The organism is Chryseolinea sp. T2, assembly GCF_037203685.1.
Classification (GTDB): Bacteria; Bacteroidota; Bacteroidia; order Cytophagales; family Cyclobacteriaceae; genus Chryseolinea.
Genome location: NZ_JBBCAU010000015.1, coordinates 1 through 18,323 on the forward strand (window position 1 = coordinate 1; position 18,323 = coordinate 18,323).

General features: G+C 47.7%; 11 protein-coding genes. 6 read left to right on the forward strand and 5 right to left on the reverse strand.

The features are described 5' to 3' along the window. Positions 1-303: 303 nt before the first annotated feature. Genes WBG78_RS29855 through WBG78_RS29865 form a run of 3 tightly spaced genes read left to right on the forward strand, consistent with a single transcriptional unit; the run spans position 304 to position 6,319 of the window. The gene (locus WBG78_RS29855; RefSeq protein WP_337330209.1) at positions 304-2,631 is read left to right on the forward strand and encodes a PSD1 and planctomycete cytochrome C domain-containing protein; all 2,328 of its coding nucleotides are present in this window, start codon (positions 304-306) and stop codon (positions 2,629-2,631) included. Between the two features lie 29 nt (positions 2,632-2,660). Then, entirely contained in the window at positions 2,661-4,115 is a 1,455-nt protein-coding gene (locus WBG78_RS29860; protein WP_337330210.1) for a DUF1501 domain-containing protein, read from the forward strand. Positions 4,116-4,159: 44 nt separating this feature from the next. Further along, positions 4,160-6,319, forward strand: a complete 2,160-nt coding sequence (locus WBG78_RS29865) for a c-type cytochrome domain-containing protein (protein WP_337330211.1) — start codon at positions 4,160-4,162, stop codon at positions 6,317-6,319. A gap of 110 nt (positions 6,320-6,429) precedes the next feature. Here the strand turns inward: WBG78_RS29865 and WBG78_RS29870 are convergent, their stop codons facing one another. The 4 genes from WBG78_RS29870 to WBG78_RS29885 form a co-directional block, all read right to left on the reverse strand. After that, positions 6,430-7,803 carry a sulfatase family protein gene (locus tag WBG78_RS29870; protein WP_337330212.1) on the reverse strand — a complete coding sequence of 458 codons (1,374 nt, stop codon included), beginning with the start codon at positions 7,801-7,803 and terminating at the stop codon, positions 6,430-6,432. A gap of 58 nt (positions 7,804-7,861) precedes the next feature. Continuing rightward, on the reverse strand, positions 7,862-9,031 hold the full coding sequence (locus WBG78_RS29875; RefSeq protein ID WP_337330213.1) for an acyltransferase family protein: 1,170 nt from the start codon (positions 9,029-9,031) through the stop codon (positions 7,862-7,864). A 100-nt stretch (positions 9,032-9,131) separates the two neighbouring features. Further along, positions 9,132-10,619: a RagB/SusD family nutrient uptake outer membrane protein gene (locus tag WBG78_RS29880; RefSeq protein ID WP_337330214.1), complete on the reverse strand. Its 1,488-nt coding sequence runs from the start codon at positions 10,617-10,619 to the stop codon at positions 9,132-9,134. A gap of 68 nt (positions 10,620-10,687) precedes the next feature. Further along, positions 10,688-13,774, reverse strand: a complete 3,087-nt coding sequence (locus tag WBG78_RS29885) for a SusC/RagA family TonB-linked outer membrane protein (RefSeq protein WP_337330215.1) — start codon at positions 13,772-13,774, stop codon at positions 10,688-10,690. A 710-nt stretch (positions 13,775-14,484) separates the two neighbouring features. On the opposite strand from WBG78_RS29885, the gene WBG78_RS29890 reads away from it, so the two are divergent. Continuing rightward, complete coding sequence (locus WBG78_RS29890) at positions 14,485-14,988, forward strand: VOC family protein (RefSeq protein WP_337330216.1); 504 nt, start codon at positions 14,485-14,487, stop codon at positions 14,986-14,988. A gap of 59 nt (positions 14,989-15,047) precedes the next feature. Here WBG78_RS29890 and WBG78_RS29895 read toward each other — a convergent pair whose 3' ends face one another. Beyond that, entirely contained in the window at positions 15,048-15,392 is a 345-nt protein-coding gene (locus tag WBG78_RS29895) for a hypothetical protein (protein ID WP_337330217.1), read from the reverse strand. A 146-nt stretch (positions 15,393-15,538) separates the two neighbouring features. On the opposite strand from WBG78_RS29895, the gene WBG78_RS29900 reads away from it, so the two are divergent. Together WBG78_RS29900 and WBG78_RS29905 are read left to right on the forward strand one after the other, a co-directional pair. After that, the gene (locus WBG78_RS29900; protein WP_337330218.1) at positions 15,539-16,999 is read left to right on the forward strand and encodes a thioredoxin-like domain-containing protein; all 1,461 of its coding nucleotides are present in this window, start codon (positions 15,539-15,541) and stop codon (positions 16,997-16,999) included. Positions 17,000-17,015: 16 nt separating this feature from the next. Next, positions 17,016-18,314 carry a hypothetical protein gene (locus tag WBG78_RS29905; RefSeq protein WP_337330219.1) on the forward strand — a complete coding sequence of 433 codons (1,299 nt, stop codon included), beginning with the start codon at positions 17,016-17,018 and terminating at the stop codon, positions 18,312-18,314. The last annotated feature ends 9 nt before the right edge of the window (positions 18,315-18,323 follow it).

Below are 18,323 nucleotides of genomic sequence, written 5' to 3' on the forward strand. Positions count from 1 at the left end.
ACAGGTTCCCCGGCAAAGGAAAAATCCTTAGCTTGTATTGTTTTCATAAGCCTGGAAGATTTATTTAAAATGATATGATAATTCACTTTAAATATAGTCTCCAGGCTTTCCTTTTTTAAACATACAGGCTCCGGGGATCTGAATGCAATTCTGCATTTCATTTTTTGCTACAGAGAGATTATCCCCTACGGGATCTAAATGCTTTAATTACCGTTTGCGTATTTACCTTGCAAACGTTTGATGTTTCCCCATTCATTTTCGCTAAATTAGAGGTCAAGCCTTCGCCACGCTAAAGCGGTCCTCATGAGATCAATTCGACAGACTTACATACTAGTCATTCTCGGTTCAATACTGTGGATGGGATGTACTAAAAATGCCGACCAGAGAGGCGTAGCCAGCAGAAAGGGAAAGATCGACTTCAACTACGATGTTAAGCCGATTCTTTCCGACAAATGCTTCGCATGCCATGGACCAGACATCAAGAAGCGCCAGGCTGATTTTCATCTCGACACCGAAGAGGGCGCATTCAAAGCTCTAAAGTCGGATGCACATCACTTTGCCATCGTAAAGGGAAAGCCCGACGAAAGCTATCTGGTAAAACGCATATTCTCTGAAGATCCTTTGTTCCAGATGCCGCCGCCGGAATCCAACCTGGTGCTCTCGGAGCACGAGAAGAATGTGTTGAGAAAATGGATCGAACAGGGTGCCGAATACAAGAAGCACTGGGCGTTTATCCCACCCGTTATGCCCGAGGTGCCCGAATCAGATTCCGACTGGCCCGCGAATAACATTGATAAGTTCGTTCTGGCAAAGCTTGAGGAAAAGGGACTTGATCATGCGGCCGAAGCAGACAAAGAGCGACTTATTCGTCGTGTAAGTTTCGATCTTACGGGGTTGCCGCCAACACTGCAGCAAGTCGATGCATTCCTCAAAGATGATTCACCTGAGGCATATGAAAAAGTTGTTGATCAGCTACTGGCTTCAAAAGGCTATGGCGAACGATGGGCAAACTACTGGCTGGATGTAAGCCGCTATGGCGACTCGCATGGCTATCAGGATGATTTACCCCGGGTAATGTGGCCCTGGCGCGACTGGGTTATTCATGCTTTCAATGTGAACCTTCCTTATGATCAGTTTGTCACGTGGCAACTTGCCGGGGATCTGTTACCACAGGCCACGCGCGAGCAGATACTGGCAACGGGATTTAATCGCAATCATAAGATCACGCAGGAAGGCGGCGCCATTCCTGAAGAATATCGTACTGAATATGTTGTGGACCGGACGAATACATTCGGGAAGGCCTTTCTCGGCATGAGTGTCGAATGCAGCCGATGTCATGACCATAAGTATGATCCGATATCTCAGAAGGAATTCTATTCGATGTATTCGTTCTTCAATCAGGCCAATGAAAAGGGATTGATCAACTACGGAGAACTACCCAAACCGCGCATAGAAATAACGCAGAGTGATGTTGATGTTGATGGCATTCTGAACTTCATCAATAAGAAGACCATCGGTCCGAAGGATACCATCAGAGTGATGGTGATGAGTGATGATCGCCCGCGCAAGACATTTGTACTTGAGCGTGGTGTGTATGATGCGCCCACCAATGTGGAAGTCAGATTCGGTGCGCCTGCGGCCATCATGCCCTACGACAGTAATCGTTACGGCTCAAGCCGCCTCGGACTTGCAAAGTGGTTGTTCTCGCCTGAGAATCCGCTTACGGCTCGTGTGATGGTAAACAGATTATGGCAGGAGATCTTTGGCAAAGGAATCGTTACAACATCCGATGACTTCGGCAACCAGGGAGCAAAGCCCTCCCACCCCGAGCTGCTGGATTATCTGGCCGTGCAGTTCAGGGAGAATAAGTGGGACATGAAGTACATGCTGAAACTGATGGTTACTTCTTCCACCTATAAGCAATCCTCGGCATCAACTGAGAAGATGAGAAAGATTGATCCCGATAATACGTACCTCGCCAGGAGTTCACGATACAGGCTTAATTCGGAAATGATACGCGACAACGTTCTTGCGTCGAGCGGACTATTACATGACGAACTGGGAGGTCCCAGCGTGAAGCCGTATCAACCGGAGGGCCTATGGGAAGCAATTGCCGTTGGCATTAAAGGACGAGGAGAATCGGAATACATTGCTGACAAAGGTGACAAGCTGTATCGCCGTAGTTTGTATACCTACTGGCGCAAGACGATTCCTCCCCCGTCGATGCTCATCTTTGATTCACCCATGAAAGAGTTCTGCGAAGTGAAACGGGTGCGTACGAGCACTCCGTTGCAGGCGCTCAATATGTTAAACGATCCTCAGACACTGGAGGCATCGAGGGTACTGGGATCAGCGTTGATAAAAGATCAATCGCTTTCAACTGAGCAGAAGATTGCTCTTGCATTCCGGAAGATCACTTCACGTCAGGCTCAGGATGAAGAAGTGAAGATCCTTTTGCAGGGGTATGAAGAAGAGCATGAACGCTACCGCGCGAATCCTGCCGAAGCGAAGAAGTTTCTTCATGTAGGCGGTTATCCGCAAGATGAACAGCTCGACACTGTAGAGTGTGCGGCCATGATGCATGTGGTAAGCATGATTTACAATCTCGACGAAACGATAAGTAAATCGTAAAGTGATCAGCAAACGTAAACGCAACATTTATGTCCAATGAATTTCTCCGGCATTCGCTCAATATAAATCGAAGGACATTTCTTTCAAGCGCAAGCATTGGCATCGGGAGTCTCGCCTTAGGTTCACTGCTGGTGCCCGATTTGTTCAGCGGCAAGAGTGATGAAGATGAGATGCTGCCTCCCGGGGTAACGCACTTCGCACCCAAAGCAAAGCGTGTGATCTACCTGTTTCAGAGCGGCGCTCCGTCTCAACTCGAGCTCTTCGATTACAAACCCATGCTGCATAAAATGGGTGGACAGGAGTTACCTCCATCGGTGCGCAACGGGCAACGCCTCACGGGAATGACGGCATCGCAGAAATCATTTCCACTGATCCCTTCGTTCACTTCGTTTCAGCAACACGGACAAAATGGAACGTGGCTTGGCGAGTTGTTACCTTTCACCTCGAAGATCGTTGATGATATCTGCATCATCCGAAGCATGAATACAGAGGCGATCAATCATGATCCTGCCGTTTCTTTCTTTCAGACGGGAAGTCAGCAGCCGGGCAGGCCGAGCATGGGCTCCTGGTTAAGCTATGGACTTGGAAGCGAGAACAAGAACCTTCCTGCGTTTTGCGTGCTGCTATCACGAAGCAAGGGCGACATTCAACCACTCGCCTCACGCAACTGGGGAAATGGATTTTTAGATTCAATACATCAGGGTGTTCATCTTCAATCGGGACATGATCCGGTGCTGTATCTTCAAAATCCTCCGGGCACCGATAAAGCGAGCAGAGGAAAGATGCTGGATCATATCGCAGCGCTTAATCATATGCAGGAGGAACAATTTGGAGATCCTGAAATCACAGCGCGCATTGCACAGTACGAGATGGCGTATCGCATGCAGACTTCTGTGCCAGACGTGATGAACTTTTCGGATGAACCCGAAAGTTCGTTCAAGTTGTACGGCGCCGATTCACTGCAGCCAGGCACATTCGCTGCAAACTGTTTGCTGGCGCGGCGACTCTCGGAACGCGGCGTTCGATTCATTCAGCTTTATCATATGGGCTGGGATGCGCACTCGGACCTGCCAGAGAGAACGAGGGTATTTACGAAGAGCGTTGACCAGGCCTCAGCTGCTTTGGTTCAGGACCTTAAGAACCGTGGAATGCTTGACGAAACACTGGTGATCTGGGGTGGAGAATTCGGACGCACCAACTATTGCCAGGGAACATTTAAAGATGGAAACTATGGCCGCGATCATCATCCCCGTTGCTTTACAATATGGATGGCAGGCGGCGGTGTAAAGCCCGGCATTGTGTATGGCGAAACTGATGAACTAGGATACAACATTGTAAAGGACCCTGTTCATGTTCACGACTTCCAGGCTACGGTCCTTAATCTTTTTGGATACGATCATGAAAAACTAATCTATAAACACCAGGGCAGACGTTATCGCCTCACCGATGTGAGCGGTCATGTCGTAAAAGGTATCCTTGCGTAGCATGATGCGAGAACTTCTTTCATTCCTTAATGTGACTCTCACAGATGCTGCAATTTAGACGGTTCACGATAGCGTTCTCCTCTTTTCTGAATGTTCTGCTGCTGTTCCTGATCTTCTTCGAAGACAGAGTACAGTTGCCTGTATTGCTGCAGGTATCAGGGCGGATGCATCCGCTTATCCTGCACTTTCCATTAACGTTATTGTTTACCGCGATCTTCCTGGAGTATCTGTCGACGCGACCCAGGTTTCGCCATCCCTCAGTGCAGGGCATTACATGGTGCGTGTTCTATTTGTTTGCGCTAAGTGCTGCGACGACGGCGCTGTTTGGTTTCTTCCTGTATGAAGAGGGTACTTACCTGGGCAGGGAAGTAACACTCCATAAGTGGTTTGGTGTAGCCGTATCGTTGCTATCCGTGGCCATCCTGTTAGTGAAGTCAAGGGCGTTGCCTGCCACGTATTACGTAACTCTAGGCCTATGTGCGGGCAGCCTTGTCGCGGCCGGGCATTTTGGTGCCGAAGTAACGCATGGTAAGGGATTTCTTACAGAGCCATTGCTTAATCGCACCAGGACAGCCGTGCAAATCGAGAATGCCGATAGTGCTGTCGTTTTCCGCGACGTCATCCAGCCGATCTTCAATGAAAAGTGCCTTAACTGCCACAATGCCAACCGAGCAAAAGGAGACCTGATCTTATCCGACTACGAGAGCATGATGGACGGTGGAGAACATCGCGACGGGCTTGTCCCTGGCAAGGCAGAAAAAAGCCTGCTGTACAAATACATCTCGCTGCCCATGGAGGACTCACTGCATATGCCACCCAAAGACAAACTCCAGCTGGACCGTGAAGAAATCAGGCTCATTGGATGGTGGATCAATTCAGGCGCTGATCCCAATGTAAAATATGTTACTCTTCCGAAGACAGACAGCATACAACCGATCATGCTGGCAAGGTTCCATCCAAAGACCGGTCTCGACCTCCTGAACATTCCCTTTGTTGATTACGATGAGATCGAGGGATTGAACAATCCATACAGAACCGTGCAGCAGATATCTGCGACACAGCCATACGTCGCAGTATTTCTTGGAAGCAAGAAAGATTTTACCTCAAAAGACATTGAAGAACTTGCGCCGGTGAGCCGGCAGGTAGTGTCGATAGACCTCGGTAATTCGGAAGTTAAAGACAATGACCTGAAGAACCTCGAACCCTTTACCCACTTGCAGAAGCTATACCTCCAGAACACAGGCATTGGCGACGAGGGAGTGAAACATCTTAAAGAATTTAAATACCTGGAAACGCTAAACCTTTCAGGAACAAAGATCACCAGCCAGACCGTTGAGCAGATATCGAAGTGGAAGGACCTTAAGAAATTGTATCTGTACAACACAGCAGTACCGGAGACATCGCTCGCAACGTTGAAAGGGTCGCATCCTGACCTTGAAATATTCAGCACAGCAATTGACTTAAGCGACTCTGTGTACAATGCAGCCCTTACGCCGCCGGTGGTAAAGATTGACAGCTCATTCTTTCGCAACAGTGCACTGGTCGATGTAAAACTATCGAGAGGAAAAGTGAAATACTTTTATACCCTTGACGGTAAAGATCCCAACACAGAATCAATGGTTTATGACGAAGCGTTTCGAATTGATCATTCCGCTACTCTCCGTATAATAGCAACGATGAACGGATGGAAAGACAGCAAAGTGGTTGAATTCCCGCTGATGAAACTTGGAAAGAGACCTTATGTTATTAAGCTCGAGTCCAAGCCCGATCCTAAGCACTCCGGCAAGCTGGATAGTGCGCTGGTCGATGGACTGTCCGGAGGATTCAGTCGCGGCGATAAAGAGTACCTGGGATATATCGACAACGATTTTCAGGTACTGCTTGATATGGGCAGGGACACAGAACTATCCGAAGTAACGATAAGCTATCTTGAAGATGGGGCAAATGGAGCTTTTGCACCTGAGAGCATAGAATTATGGACTGGTTCCGATAAAGAAAGACTATCGATGGTCGCCAGTCAAAGCAGCGCTCTGCCTTCAATGGAAAGAGCGGCGGGCAAAGGTGTCATCGTGTTGAAGTTTCCCAGGCAGACTGCGCGATACATTCGCGTCAAGGCAAAAAGATTCAAGACGCTACCCGAATGGAACAAGAATCACGGCAAGGGCAAGCCAGAGTTTTTTGTAGATGAAGTTTCCCTCAATTAATAGTAAGTGCCACTTCCTGTCGTTACAGGATCGCGCAACTCAATACCATACCGGCTTAAACGATTTGGTATGAAATTTTCGCCACAATTTTTTTAGAGCAGAAAGCCTCACTATTTCTTCGGGTATACGATATCAATCGCGGCGCCTCTGTCATCCTGCGAAAGCATCCATTCGTGCAATTTTGTCTCGTACGCTCTGATCTGAGATTTATATGCCGGATCATCTGCAAGATTTTTCAGTTCAAACGGATCCTTTGAAATATCATAAAACTCCATGCGCGGACGCTTTTCAAATCTCCTGACAAGCGTTGCTGCCCCGGCATTGTTCAATGCTTCATCAACCCAGCTGAACCAGACTGAATTCCGGTCCTTCCGCTGTGGGTCCATCATGAAACGATTGTAATAAGGCATATCGGATGAAAGGTTTACGATCAACTTATAACGTTCGTCGCGAATACTCCGGATTGGATAGGCATTGCCTTCCGGGATATTATTGTGAATACCATAAACGAATTGTCGCGCGCTCTTACTCTTGCCGGTTAATACTGAAAGAAAGCTTCTGCCATCGAGGGACGGCACCGCTGCTCCACCTGCGACATCTATTAAGGTGGGCGTAATGTCTTCGTATTGAGCAAGGATGTCAGGCTTGCTACCCGCTTTCACGACACCCGGCCACTTCACAATCATGGCGCTCTTTTGTCCTGCATCCCACAAGTTCCATTTCGCCCCGGGAAATTGCGCTCCCTGTTCTCCCAAAAACATTACGATCGTATTCTTGTCCTGGCCGGTTTCTTTCAACAGGCGCACTACGTCTCCCACCTGATTGTCCAGCCGTCTTATCTCTGCGAGGTATTTTACAAATTGACGTCGCGTAACTTTTGTGTCCACCCAATCCGGCGGCAGTATGAGCGCATCGGCGTTGAATTCTGTAGTATCACCAACGGTCCATGGAGCATGTGGATTTATGCTCATCACGAAAAGGCAATAAGGCTGAGTGCTTGCAGTAATATACTTTCTCAGATCATCCAGTTCGTAGTCGTCAGTGGCGGCGACGCAGTTAGGCTCAAAGCCCTTCACTATATCAAATGGAAAAATATATTTCGGTTTAGTAACATGATCTTTACCGGTGAGGCCGACGCGATAGCCCAGCGCTCCAAGGTAATGCACAACACTTTTCAGACTATCGTTAACAGGCTTATGATTTTGGAACGAACCATGACGCAACGGATACAGACCTGTGAACAAAGATGCTCTGGTCGGCACGCACATCGCTGCAGAAGCATAGATGTTAGTTTGAATTCCCTCTGACGCAAGTGCATCAATGTTATGCGTACGAATGTTCTTCCCACCGTAGCAACTGAGCTGTTTACTGTCGAGATCGTCAGCCATAATGATGACAATGTTGGGCTTGTCTCCGACCTTTTGGCCGATGGCCTGAAAGAAGATCATAAGCATGAGCACAGCGACGCTCAGAATTAGCTTCATGTTTTTATTCATCAACCGGTTGATGTTATAGCATCTCTTCAATATGTCGTGACTTCGCCTATACGCGTATATAAATCTTGCGCCGGTCGAGGAAAGCTGCCAGCAACAGGAACAGCAGCACGTGTGCAACGGCAAAAAGCAACGATCCCGGATAGTCTCCAGCTAATGGCTGGAATACCGACTTGTAGAGTGCGCCATAAAAGCCATCGCCTCCGATATGGATCAAACCATATATCTTCACCAGCACGCCCGACATCACGAAGATGAACAATGGATTCTTCCCAAAAAGTACAAAGGGAGTTGTCCACGACTGATATCCCTTCATCTCGACAAAAAACAGGATGACGGAAAGAATTGCGAGTGCGAGGCCTGAAGTATAAAACACATACGAACTGGTCCAGATCGGCTTGTTGATTGGAAGCGTGAGATCCCAGCAAAGACCGACGAAAATACTCAACAGTGCAGCAACCATCAGGTGAGCGATCATCTCATATGAATTGCCGTGCTTTCTGATGTAAGTGCCGGCCAGGAAACCAAATACGACAGAAACCATTGCAGGAAGCGCACTCAATAAACCTTCCGGATCAAAAGCGATATTCTCATTCAGAACTGCACTGAAATATCCTTTGTATAAATGCGAGTCGGCGAGCATAAAGCGATCCAGGTAACGCACCGCATTGCCTTCGAGCGTAAGGTCGCCAAATGTCAGCAGGATGATCCAGTAGACAATCAGCAAAACGATTCCTGCAATGAATGCCCTCGTTGGCTTAAAGAAATGAACAATGAGAGCCCCACCGAGGTACGCCAGCGCGATACGCTGTAGCACGCCGTAGATTCGGAGATTTTCAAATGCCTTCGGAACGAAATCGCCATCCTGCCAGCGAATGAACGGAAACCAGTTTAGTAACAAGCCGATCAAAAAGATTAGAGCACTTCGAATAAAAATCTTTCTCAACACTGCTGAAGACGACAGCGCCTGATACTTCGATATTGAAAAGCTGAGTGCATTTCCCACAGCGAACAGGAAGAAGGGAAATACAAGGTCGGTGGGCGTGCAACCGTTCCAGGGTGCGTGACGTAATGGGGCATAGACATAATCCCAGCTTCCCGGAGTATTTACCAGGATCATTCCTGCAACCGTGAGGCCGCGGAAAACATCAAGGGAGAGAAAACGGGACGAACGAGCAGACAGTGCTGCATGAGGATTTGTCGTGGTAGCTGTGGACATAAGTGATTACAATGTAGCCAACGAAAGGGATACACGAAAACATAAAAAAGCCGGTCTCTTTCAGGAGGCCGGCTCATTCTAATTAAACCAGGGACTTCTATCAAAAATACGGACTCAATGCGGCTTCATCCGCAGGGAGTGCATACAACTCTTTGATGTTGTTGAATGCATTGCTTCGTGGTTTCGCCTCAGGTGGGTAATAGTAAGCCTGTGGATCTGCCTTAATCCTGTTGCCGTATGCTGTAATTGTCTCGATTGCTTTGCCGGTTCTCACCAGGTCGAACCAGCGTTTGTTCTCAAAGCACAGCTCTACCCTTCTCTCCCTGTAGATCGCTTCCAGAATATCACCGGTTGCATCGCCAAGACCGGCGCGCTTACGAACCAGATTCAGATATGTACTGCCATCTTTGCCCTGTTTAGCCAACGCTTCTGCGAGGAACAGCAGCACTTCTGAATAGCGGTAAATCGGCCAGTTCATTCCATGATTGTTGTGCAGTGAGTGTGTCTTCGCGTATTTCTTGATATATGGATATACTTTGTCTGTCCTGAAACTGCCGGCCAAAGTGATATAACCAATCGAGACATCCTTCCTCTTATCATTAGGTTCAAAAGCTGCAATGACATCCGGTGTCGGAGTATTGTTACCTTCACCATCGAGTGGCTGAGGATTGGATGTACCGGTAATGGTGACCAGTTCTGCCGGGCTCATCGGGCGTGGCATGAAATTGTAAAGGAAAGTACCATTCAGACCGGCCGATCCTTCAATGAACTGAACCTCAAATACAGACTCAGCATTGTTCTTATTGGCGGTCGATGTAGAGAACACATTCTCGTAGTTGAGGATCAATGAATATTCGTTGCTTACCACCACTTCCTGCAGCAGTGCTTCCGCCTTTGCCCATTCTTGCCGAACGATGTAAACATTCGCCAGTAAGGTGCGCGCAGCACCGGATGTTGCACGACCAGCTTCCTGTTTTGACTTAGGCAGCATTAGTGGAATCGATGCGGTAGCGTCTTCAATGATCTGTGCGTAGATATCGTTTACCTCTGACAACGGTAGGGCTGCTTCTTCGCGGTTGGGTACAGGCGCGAGATGCAGCGGCACTTTACCAAAGTAACGTACCAACTCGAAGTAGGCGTATGCTCTCAGGAACAGGGCCTGCCCTCTTAAGTTGTCCTTTGATGCTTTATCAAACTCCACGTTGTCAATGGATGCCAGTACCTGATTTGCCCGTGCAATGATCTGATAGTCGAGACGATATTGATTCAGAACATGGGTATTGGAAGTTATTCCCTGTGCTTCAGGAATGGCGAAGTCGGCAATATCTTCCTGCTGCTCGGTTGCGCCGAACAGGATGTTGCGCGAATAGTAGGTATTGTCGGAGTGCATTTCTCCCAGTAGCCAGGCCCGGTCATTTACAATGCTCCGGAGCGGAACATAAGCGCCATTGACAGCCTGCACAAAGTCGGCTTCCCTGGTAAAGAATGTTGCTGAGCTGAGTGACGTCTCCGGATAGACGGTGAGGAAATCGTCGCAGCCGGATAGCGCTCCTGTCAGCAGGAATATTATCAATATTTTCGTTTTCATCTGATTCATACTTTTAGTCTTCTCGATGGTTGTTCGTAGTCTGAATTGTTAACGATTGAAATGTCAGGTCAAAAATTCAGGTTTACTCCAATGGTCCATGTACGGGGCACTGGGAAATTTGAGAGATCAAGACCCTGGCTTAGATTACCTCCGTCGCCGTTGCCATCTCCCTGCGCACTCGTTTCAGGATTGTTTCCTCCCCAGTACTTGGTGAAAACAAAGGCCTGTTGGACAGAACCATATACGCGGGCAGACTTAAAGAACTTATTGACAGCACCGATACTATATCCGAGCGTGATGTTGCGGATGGTGAAGAAGGAGGCATCGGCCACAAACCGGCTGTTTACCCAGTCGCGCTCAATACCCGTCACGTTGCCACCACCTACTGTTGTTCCATAAAATCCCTTACCTGGATTTTCTTCAGAACGGAAGCGATACTTCACGCCGTCAACCAGATTGAATACACCGTCGAGGTTAGCGGTGCTGTAGATATGACGAACCAACAGCTCATTGCCCTGAGAACCGGAACCGACGATAGTGAAATCGAAATTACCATAATTCAGTGTGTTGGTAATTCCGTATACGAAGTCCGGGAAAGGGCTTCCCATGATAGCGCGGTCGTCGTTGTTGCCACCATTCGTAATTATGCCGTCGCCGTTAATGTCTCGTAACTTAATACTGCCTACAGTTGACCTTCCTGGCACCTGCGGACTGCTGGCAAGGTCTGCAGCATTCATGTACACGCCGTCGGCGATATGTCCATAAAACTGACCGAAGGGATGTCCCACTTTTGTAATATGGAACGTGCCATAGACCCGGTCGATTCCGTCGGCAAGAGACGCAACCTCATTACGGTTAAAGGAGATGTTCGCAGTTGTTGTCCATCTTAGTCTGCCTGCGGTGTTGAGAGAAGTTATCGCGAATTCATGTCCCCAGAAATCGATCTGTCCGATGTTGTCGTTGAAGTTTGTGAACCCCGATTCCTGTGGGATCTGCACGCTGTAGAGCAGATTAGTCGTCTTCTTAGAATAGAAGTCATAGATGAATTGGATACGGTCGTTGAACAATCCTATGTCGACGCCCACATCGAACTGACTGGTTGTCTCCCATCCGAGGTTGCTGTTCGACAACGTGGTGACTACTGCTCCCGGTGCAACTGTTGCCCCGAAGGCAGCATTTACCGTATTGTTCACGAGAGCATATTGTGTATAGTTACCGATATTGTTATTCCCTGTGACACCGAAACTGGCTCTGAGTTTCGCGAAAGACACAGCTTTGACATTCTGCATAAAGGATTCATCCGACATCACCCAACCAACTGAGGCCGACGGGAAGGTACCCCACCGGTTGTCGGCGCCGAAGCGTGAAGAGCCATCCGCGCGAACGGCCGCGGTGAGCAGATACTTGCCCTTAAAATTGTACGTTAGCTTTGCCAGGAAGGATGTCAGCGACCATTCATCGACACCGCTGTTCGTACCCGCGCGGTTGATGTTGATCCCGCCCTGAATAGTGGGCAGTCTGTCATCTGAATATGTGTCGGCCTGAATGCGCGTTCTATCGCGTTTGAAATGCTGATTGGTAAAACCACCCAACAGCTCAAAGCGATGATCACCAAACTCAGCATTATAGGTAGCGAGGTTCTCATTCAGCCACACAAATGTCTCCATGTTCTCGCGAATGGAAACTGCGGTGGTCGGTATCGGAACATTGATCTGACTGGTTGCTGTCGACGGATTAAAGAAGAAGAATTTTGAGTTCAGTATCTCAGCGTTCATCGTGGATCTGAGCGTCAGTCCTTTTACGGGCTTGTATTCTATGTAAGCATTCGAAAGCAAATTCAACTGCTCCGTTTCGTTGGTCAATTCATCCGCTGATCTAACCCAGTTGGCATACGCAAAGATGTTTCCGGTGTTCGCCGGGTAGCGATTGAACTTGGTGAGCTCACCGTTTTCGTCATAGATCGGCATGATTGGCCAGGTGTGCAGCGCATTGAAAAGAATACCAGTACCCCGGTCACCATCTGTTCTTGGCGTGTTGTCGTAGATGAGTGTGGGCGCTATGTTGAATCCGATCTTCACCTTCTCAGACGCAGTGTAGTGCGTGTTCATACGAAGGGAATATCTTTTGTAGTCTGTGTTTAAAACTACACCCTCCTGATTGAATATACCTGCAACAAGTGCAGTGCTGATCCGGTCACGATTGGAAGTAAGTGTGAGATTGTAATTCTGAATTGGCGCAGTTTGCAGCAAGGCATCGTACCAATCATTATTTTTTCCCTCGTACTGCGATGGATCCTGAAATGCTTCCGGCACTGCAAGTCCTGCGTCCTCATAATACTCCTTCTTGAATGTTGCGAATTCAACGGCGTCCATCATATCAATCCTCCCTTTTTGAGGCACTTTAGCCACGCCTGCATACGCGCTGAAACTCAGGTTGCTTGTATTAGGCTTCGCTTTCTTTGTCGTTACCAGTACAACACCATTGGCTGCTCTTGATCCATAAAGTGATGTAGATGCTGCATCCTTTAACACCGTGATATCTTCGATCTCGTCGGGGTTGATCGATCCTATGTTTCCTGTGATCGGGAATCCATCAACCACATACAGCGGATCACTTCCGCCTGATACCGACAATTGACCGCGGATCCTCACCGACATTCCCTGACCGGGTTTACCTGTGGTTTGGTTGATCTGTACGCCGGCCAGGCGTCCCTGTATTTTCTGTGTGATCTGTGCGACCGGAAGATCCTTTAATTCTCTTTCGCTTATCGTCTGTACAGATCCGGTAATTTCTTTCTTCAACTGCGTGCCATAACCAACAACAACGATTTCCTCCAGGTTGGTAACATCGGGCACCATGACTACATCGATCGTTGATTTCGCTTCTACAGGTACCTCCTGCGTTGCGTATCCGATAACCGAAATGACCAGTATGCTGTTCGCATCAACGGACAGCGAGTATAGACCATCGACGTCGGTAACAGCACCACTCGTAGTACCCTTAACAAGAATATTCACGCCGGGAATAGCGGAGCCATCGTCCTGAGCGATTATTTTTCCCTTCACGGTTCTCATCTGCCCATAGGCACTGATCAAGCCTGATATCAAAATCAGGAGCAATAACGCTCGCTTTAAAATCCAGTAATATTTATTCATAGTTCGCAGGTTTAGGGTTACTCATCGGTGGGTTTATTTTTTAATTGAACAATACGTTCCCTTGTGCATGGTCAATACAATTCCATGCTCATGAACAATTCAACAATTTGAACGTTCATGGACGATACAATTCATGCCTTGAACAATCCAAATGGATGCTCATGGACAATACATTTCTATGGTTCCTCTTAAGAGGATCCAGATAGAAACTTTAACTCCTATATTTCACTTAAACACTACGCACGACCGATCACACATAACAATTCCACGTCGTCTCTTCTCACGAAAGAACAGTATTCTTCCAACCGATTTACATAAAAATAGATCACCCTATAGCCTAACCCATCCTGTACTATACCGTTTGCACCGACAGTACCCCACAGTTTTTTTCTCTAACACCAGCTAACGGTCACGGTAAGTGAGCGAAACCGGCTTCACAACTTTCGCGCATACCCTCGCCGTTAGTGTTTATTTCAGATAACAGATCCTGGCCTGTGCAATTAATAATTCAGTCTCCCGTACTGTCGTGATCGTCATGTTCAGATCCGATGGCGCCATGCATACCAACCGCTCCGAGCCTGACTGCGGCTCACACAACACAGGGTCACACGACGCCGGACGCTAACTGCCTTGTTTTGGCCGCAATTACCCCCGCTTTTAAATACAGTCCGGCATTATTTTTACCTCATTATTTATCAAAACAAATAGTCATGAGCAATCTCAACGAAACACTCGCCAAACTTGAATTCGCACAAATTGGATGGGTCGTCCCTGATATCAACGCCGCACTTAAATTCCTGGAGAAATCTTTGCGTATCGACTTTCCGAAGCCCGAACGTTATGATGCAGAGGAACTGAGCATAAAGTACTATGGCAAGGTTGTACCCAGCGACGGGCTGGTGAGTCAAACGTATAACGGCAGCGCCTTCATTGAGTTGATTCAGCCGCTCTCGGGAAAGAGTCTGTTCCATGATTACCTGGCAAAAAATCCGGCAGGTGGCGTGCAGCATTTGGCATTCAGGCTACCCGTTAGTGGTTTCGATCAGATTGTACAAGACATCACAGGGCACGGGTATCCGATCATTGGAGAAGTTGATCATCCGATCGCGAGAATGAAGTTCTTCGATACTTATAAAGCCACTGGGGTGGCCACGGAGATCATGGGCATCACTGAAGATGGGTGGAAGATGCTGGAGAAGATGGAGAAAGCGTAGTGGGCAAATCGTTTTTACCAAAGGACTGCTGTCGCCTCCCTAGCTGAGTCTACCGTAGGCTAATTATCATACTTCGCTCTGACTAGTCTGGCAAAGACAATCATTTCACAGAGTCCGATTGCCCACCACAATGGTATACGGAGCCATATGTATACCAATTCATAACCGTCGACCACTGTATACTTTCTGTACACGTTGTACAACTCAACTTTCATCGACGCCAAAGGGAACACGAGAAGTAAAACGACGGCAACCGATAGCGTGGTCAGGCAGCCGGCATTCTTCATCAGGTCGGTCTTCCAAATGAGCACGTTAAAGCCGATCACGATCAGAAACAGCAGAATGTCGAAATAGCCAAAAAAGACACTGGGGTTCGTTGGCTCAATAAGGAATTCAAAGTTCAACTCGATAGGGTTCGATATAAGGTACGGAGCAACAGCATCATCATCAAGTGCAAAGGTAACGTCGTGGAAGCAGCGATTTCCTTCGCCTCGTCACAGACGGCATTGAGATTCATTCAAATGTCGTAATTTATGTACCAAATAACGTTATGAAGAACCTAAGTCCCATCTCCTTCAGCCTGCTGCTCGTCGTTCTTAGCATCATAGCAGACGCGCGTGAATCAGCGGCACAGGACGGATATACACTGAACTTCAAGGTCACCGGCTGGCACGACACAACGGTATATCTGGGGCATCACTTTGGTGAGAGCATTTACATCAAGGACACAGCAGTTGTTGGCAAACAAGGTGACTTCAGGTTTGACGGTGTAACATTAAAAGATCATGGTGTTTACTTTGTCGCGATGGCAAAGGATGGAAAGGCAAGCAAACAATTTGACTTTCTCATTACCGATGATCAGCAATTTTCAATGACAACATCCGCGACGGATGTTCTTCAATCTATGAAAGTAACCGGAAGCGATGAGAACGTGCTTTTCTATAAGAACATGAAGTATCAGACTTCTGCACGTGAACGTGCAGCGCCTTTGGAAAGCATCCTTCAGGACGCAACGCCATCCATGCAACAGAAAGAAGCTGCAAAGGCAGAGTATACCAGGATCCGTGACGAAGTATTATTGTATCAGGACCAATTGATAGCGGCCAATCCCAACAGTCTTACAGCAAACATCATCAGGGCATACCGACCGATCAACGTTCCTGCTGCGCCTAAAGCGTCCGACGGCAGGATCGATTCAACGTTTCAGTTCAGATGGTATAAAAAGCATTTTTTCGACAACTTTGAATTGTCAGAGCCGGGGCTGGTTTGCCTGCCAGATCCACTCTATAAACAAAAGATTGATGAATATCTGGATAAGCTCACCGCCCAGGATCCTGACTCCCTATTTCTGGCTGCCACTAAGATTATCAACGCTGCGGAGAAAAATCAGCAGGCATATAGATATGCTGCATGGGTGTGTCTGCTGAAATATCAGCAGCCCAGCATTATGGGCCTTGATGAAATTTATGTCCGGGTCTTCGATACCTATTACGCATCCGGCAAGATGAACTTCTGGATCACCGCGGGTAGCCTGAAAGCTCTTAAGGATCAGGCCGACCGGCTTAGGAAAAGTCTTATTGGCAACATCGGTCCTGATTTGGTTATGCAGGATGCAAGTCTTAAACCTCAGGCGCTGTATTCCATTGATAACAAGTATACCATACTGTTCATCTTTGATCCCGACTGCGGACACTGCCGCGAGGAAACTCCTAAGCTTGTTTCATTCTATAACAAAAAGAAATGGGACGTAGGCATTTATGCCGTTAGCGCAGACTCGTCAATGCAGAAAATGCGCAACTATGTTAAAGAGATGAGCATGAGATGGACGACAGTAAACGGACATCATACTTATACTAAATATTATCAGGAGTTGTATGACGCGCTGATGCTGCCTTCGATTTTTGTTCTGGACAAAGACAAGCGTATTATCGCCAAGCAAATATCAGCGGATCGGCTCGATGAGTTCTTTGAGAACTATGAAAGGTATCATGGGGGAAACGGGAAACGATAATTGTGAAAAGCATAAAATGAAAATAAGATTTCTATTTATAATTATAGGGTTATGCACAGGGTGCCTGCAGGCGCTTGCGCAGATTCAGTCCAATCCGCCTGAGGATGACACGACAAGAACCACTGGCATTTCTGAACATCGTGCCGGGTCAGGCTTCCTCTTAGTCAACAATAAGAATGCTACCCTGTCCTTCTCTCCATACATCACTATCCGTTACCTGAATCAAAGTGGCTTTGACGATACATACACAGATTACTTTGGACGTACGTCAACGCTGGACAAACGCAACGATCTTCAATTCCAGAAGGTCACGCTTTATTTTAAGGGATGGCTTGCCACGCCAAAGTTCAGATACTTTGTCTATGTCTGGACATCAAATTCCAATCAGGGATTAGGTGCTCAGGTAGTGATCGGTGGAAATCTGCAATATCAGATTAACAAATATCTGGATGTCGGAGCGGGTATTGGTCCATTACCAACAACCCGGTCACTATACGGCCAATGGCCATTCTGGCTGCGACAGGACGCGCGCCCAATGGCTGATGAATATTTTCGCGGATCATTCACGTCCGGTATCTGGGCCCAGGGAGAAATCGTTGAGAACGTCTATTACAAAACCATGCTCGGAAATAATCTCAGCCAGCTTGGTGTAGACGCCGGGCAAATGGATAATAAGTTTGACACGTGGAGCACCGCTCTCTGGTGGGTTACGGGCGACTACGGTCGGCTTGCCCCTTACGGAGATCCCGAGAACCATGAGAAGGTTGCAACCCTGCTGGCGGGATCTTTCACTCGGAGTACCGAAACCGCGCAGTCTCAACCCGGATCCGACGCACCTGAGAACTCTCAGATCAGGCTGTCTGATGGAACAGGCTTGTTTAATGGAAATGCATTTGGTAATGGATCACAGGTATTGGAAGCCACCTACCAGATGATGGACATAAATGGAGGTCTCAAATACAAAGGTTTCTCACTCGACCTTGAATTTTATATGCGGTGGATCTCCAATTTAAAATCTAATGGGCAGCTTCCGGTTTCCAGGCTGTTTGACAAGGGATTCACAGCACAGGCCTCCGGAATGGTAGTGCCCAAAAAACTGATGGCGTATGCTACGGGCTCCTACATAGATGGAGAATACGGTAAGCCCTGGGAAGTAACTGCCGGTCTGAATTGGTTTGTAATGGGCAACCGGATCATTCGTATTAACCCCGAGGTGATGTTTGTTGATCGTTCGCCTGTTGGCTATTTCAGCTATCCAACTTTAGTAGGCGCGAAGGGTACGGCATTCATGATTAATGTTGAACTTTTCTGGTAGCAAATACAA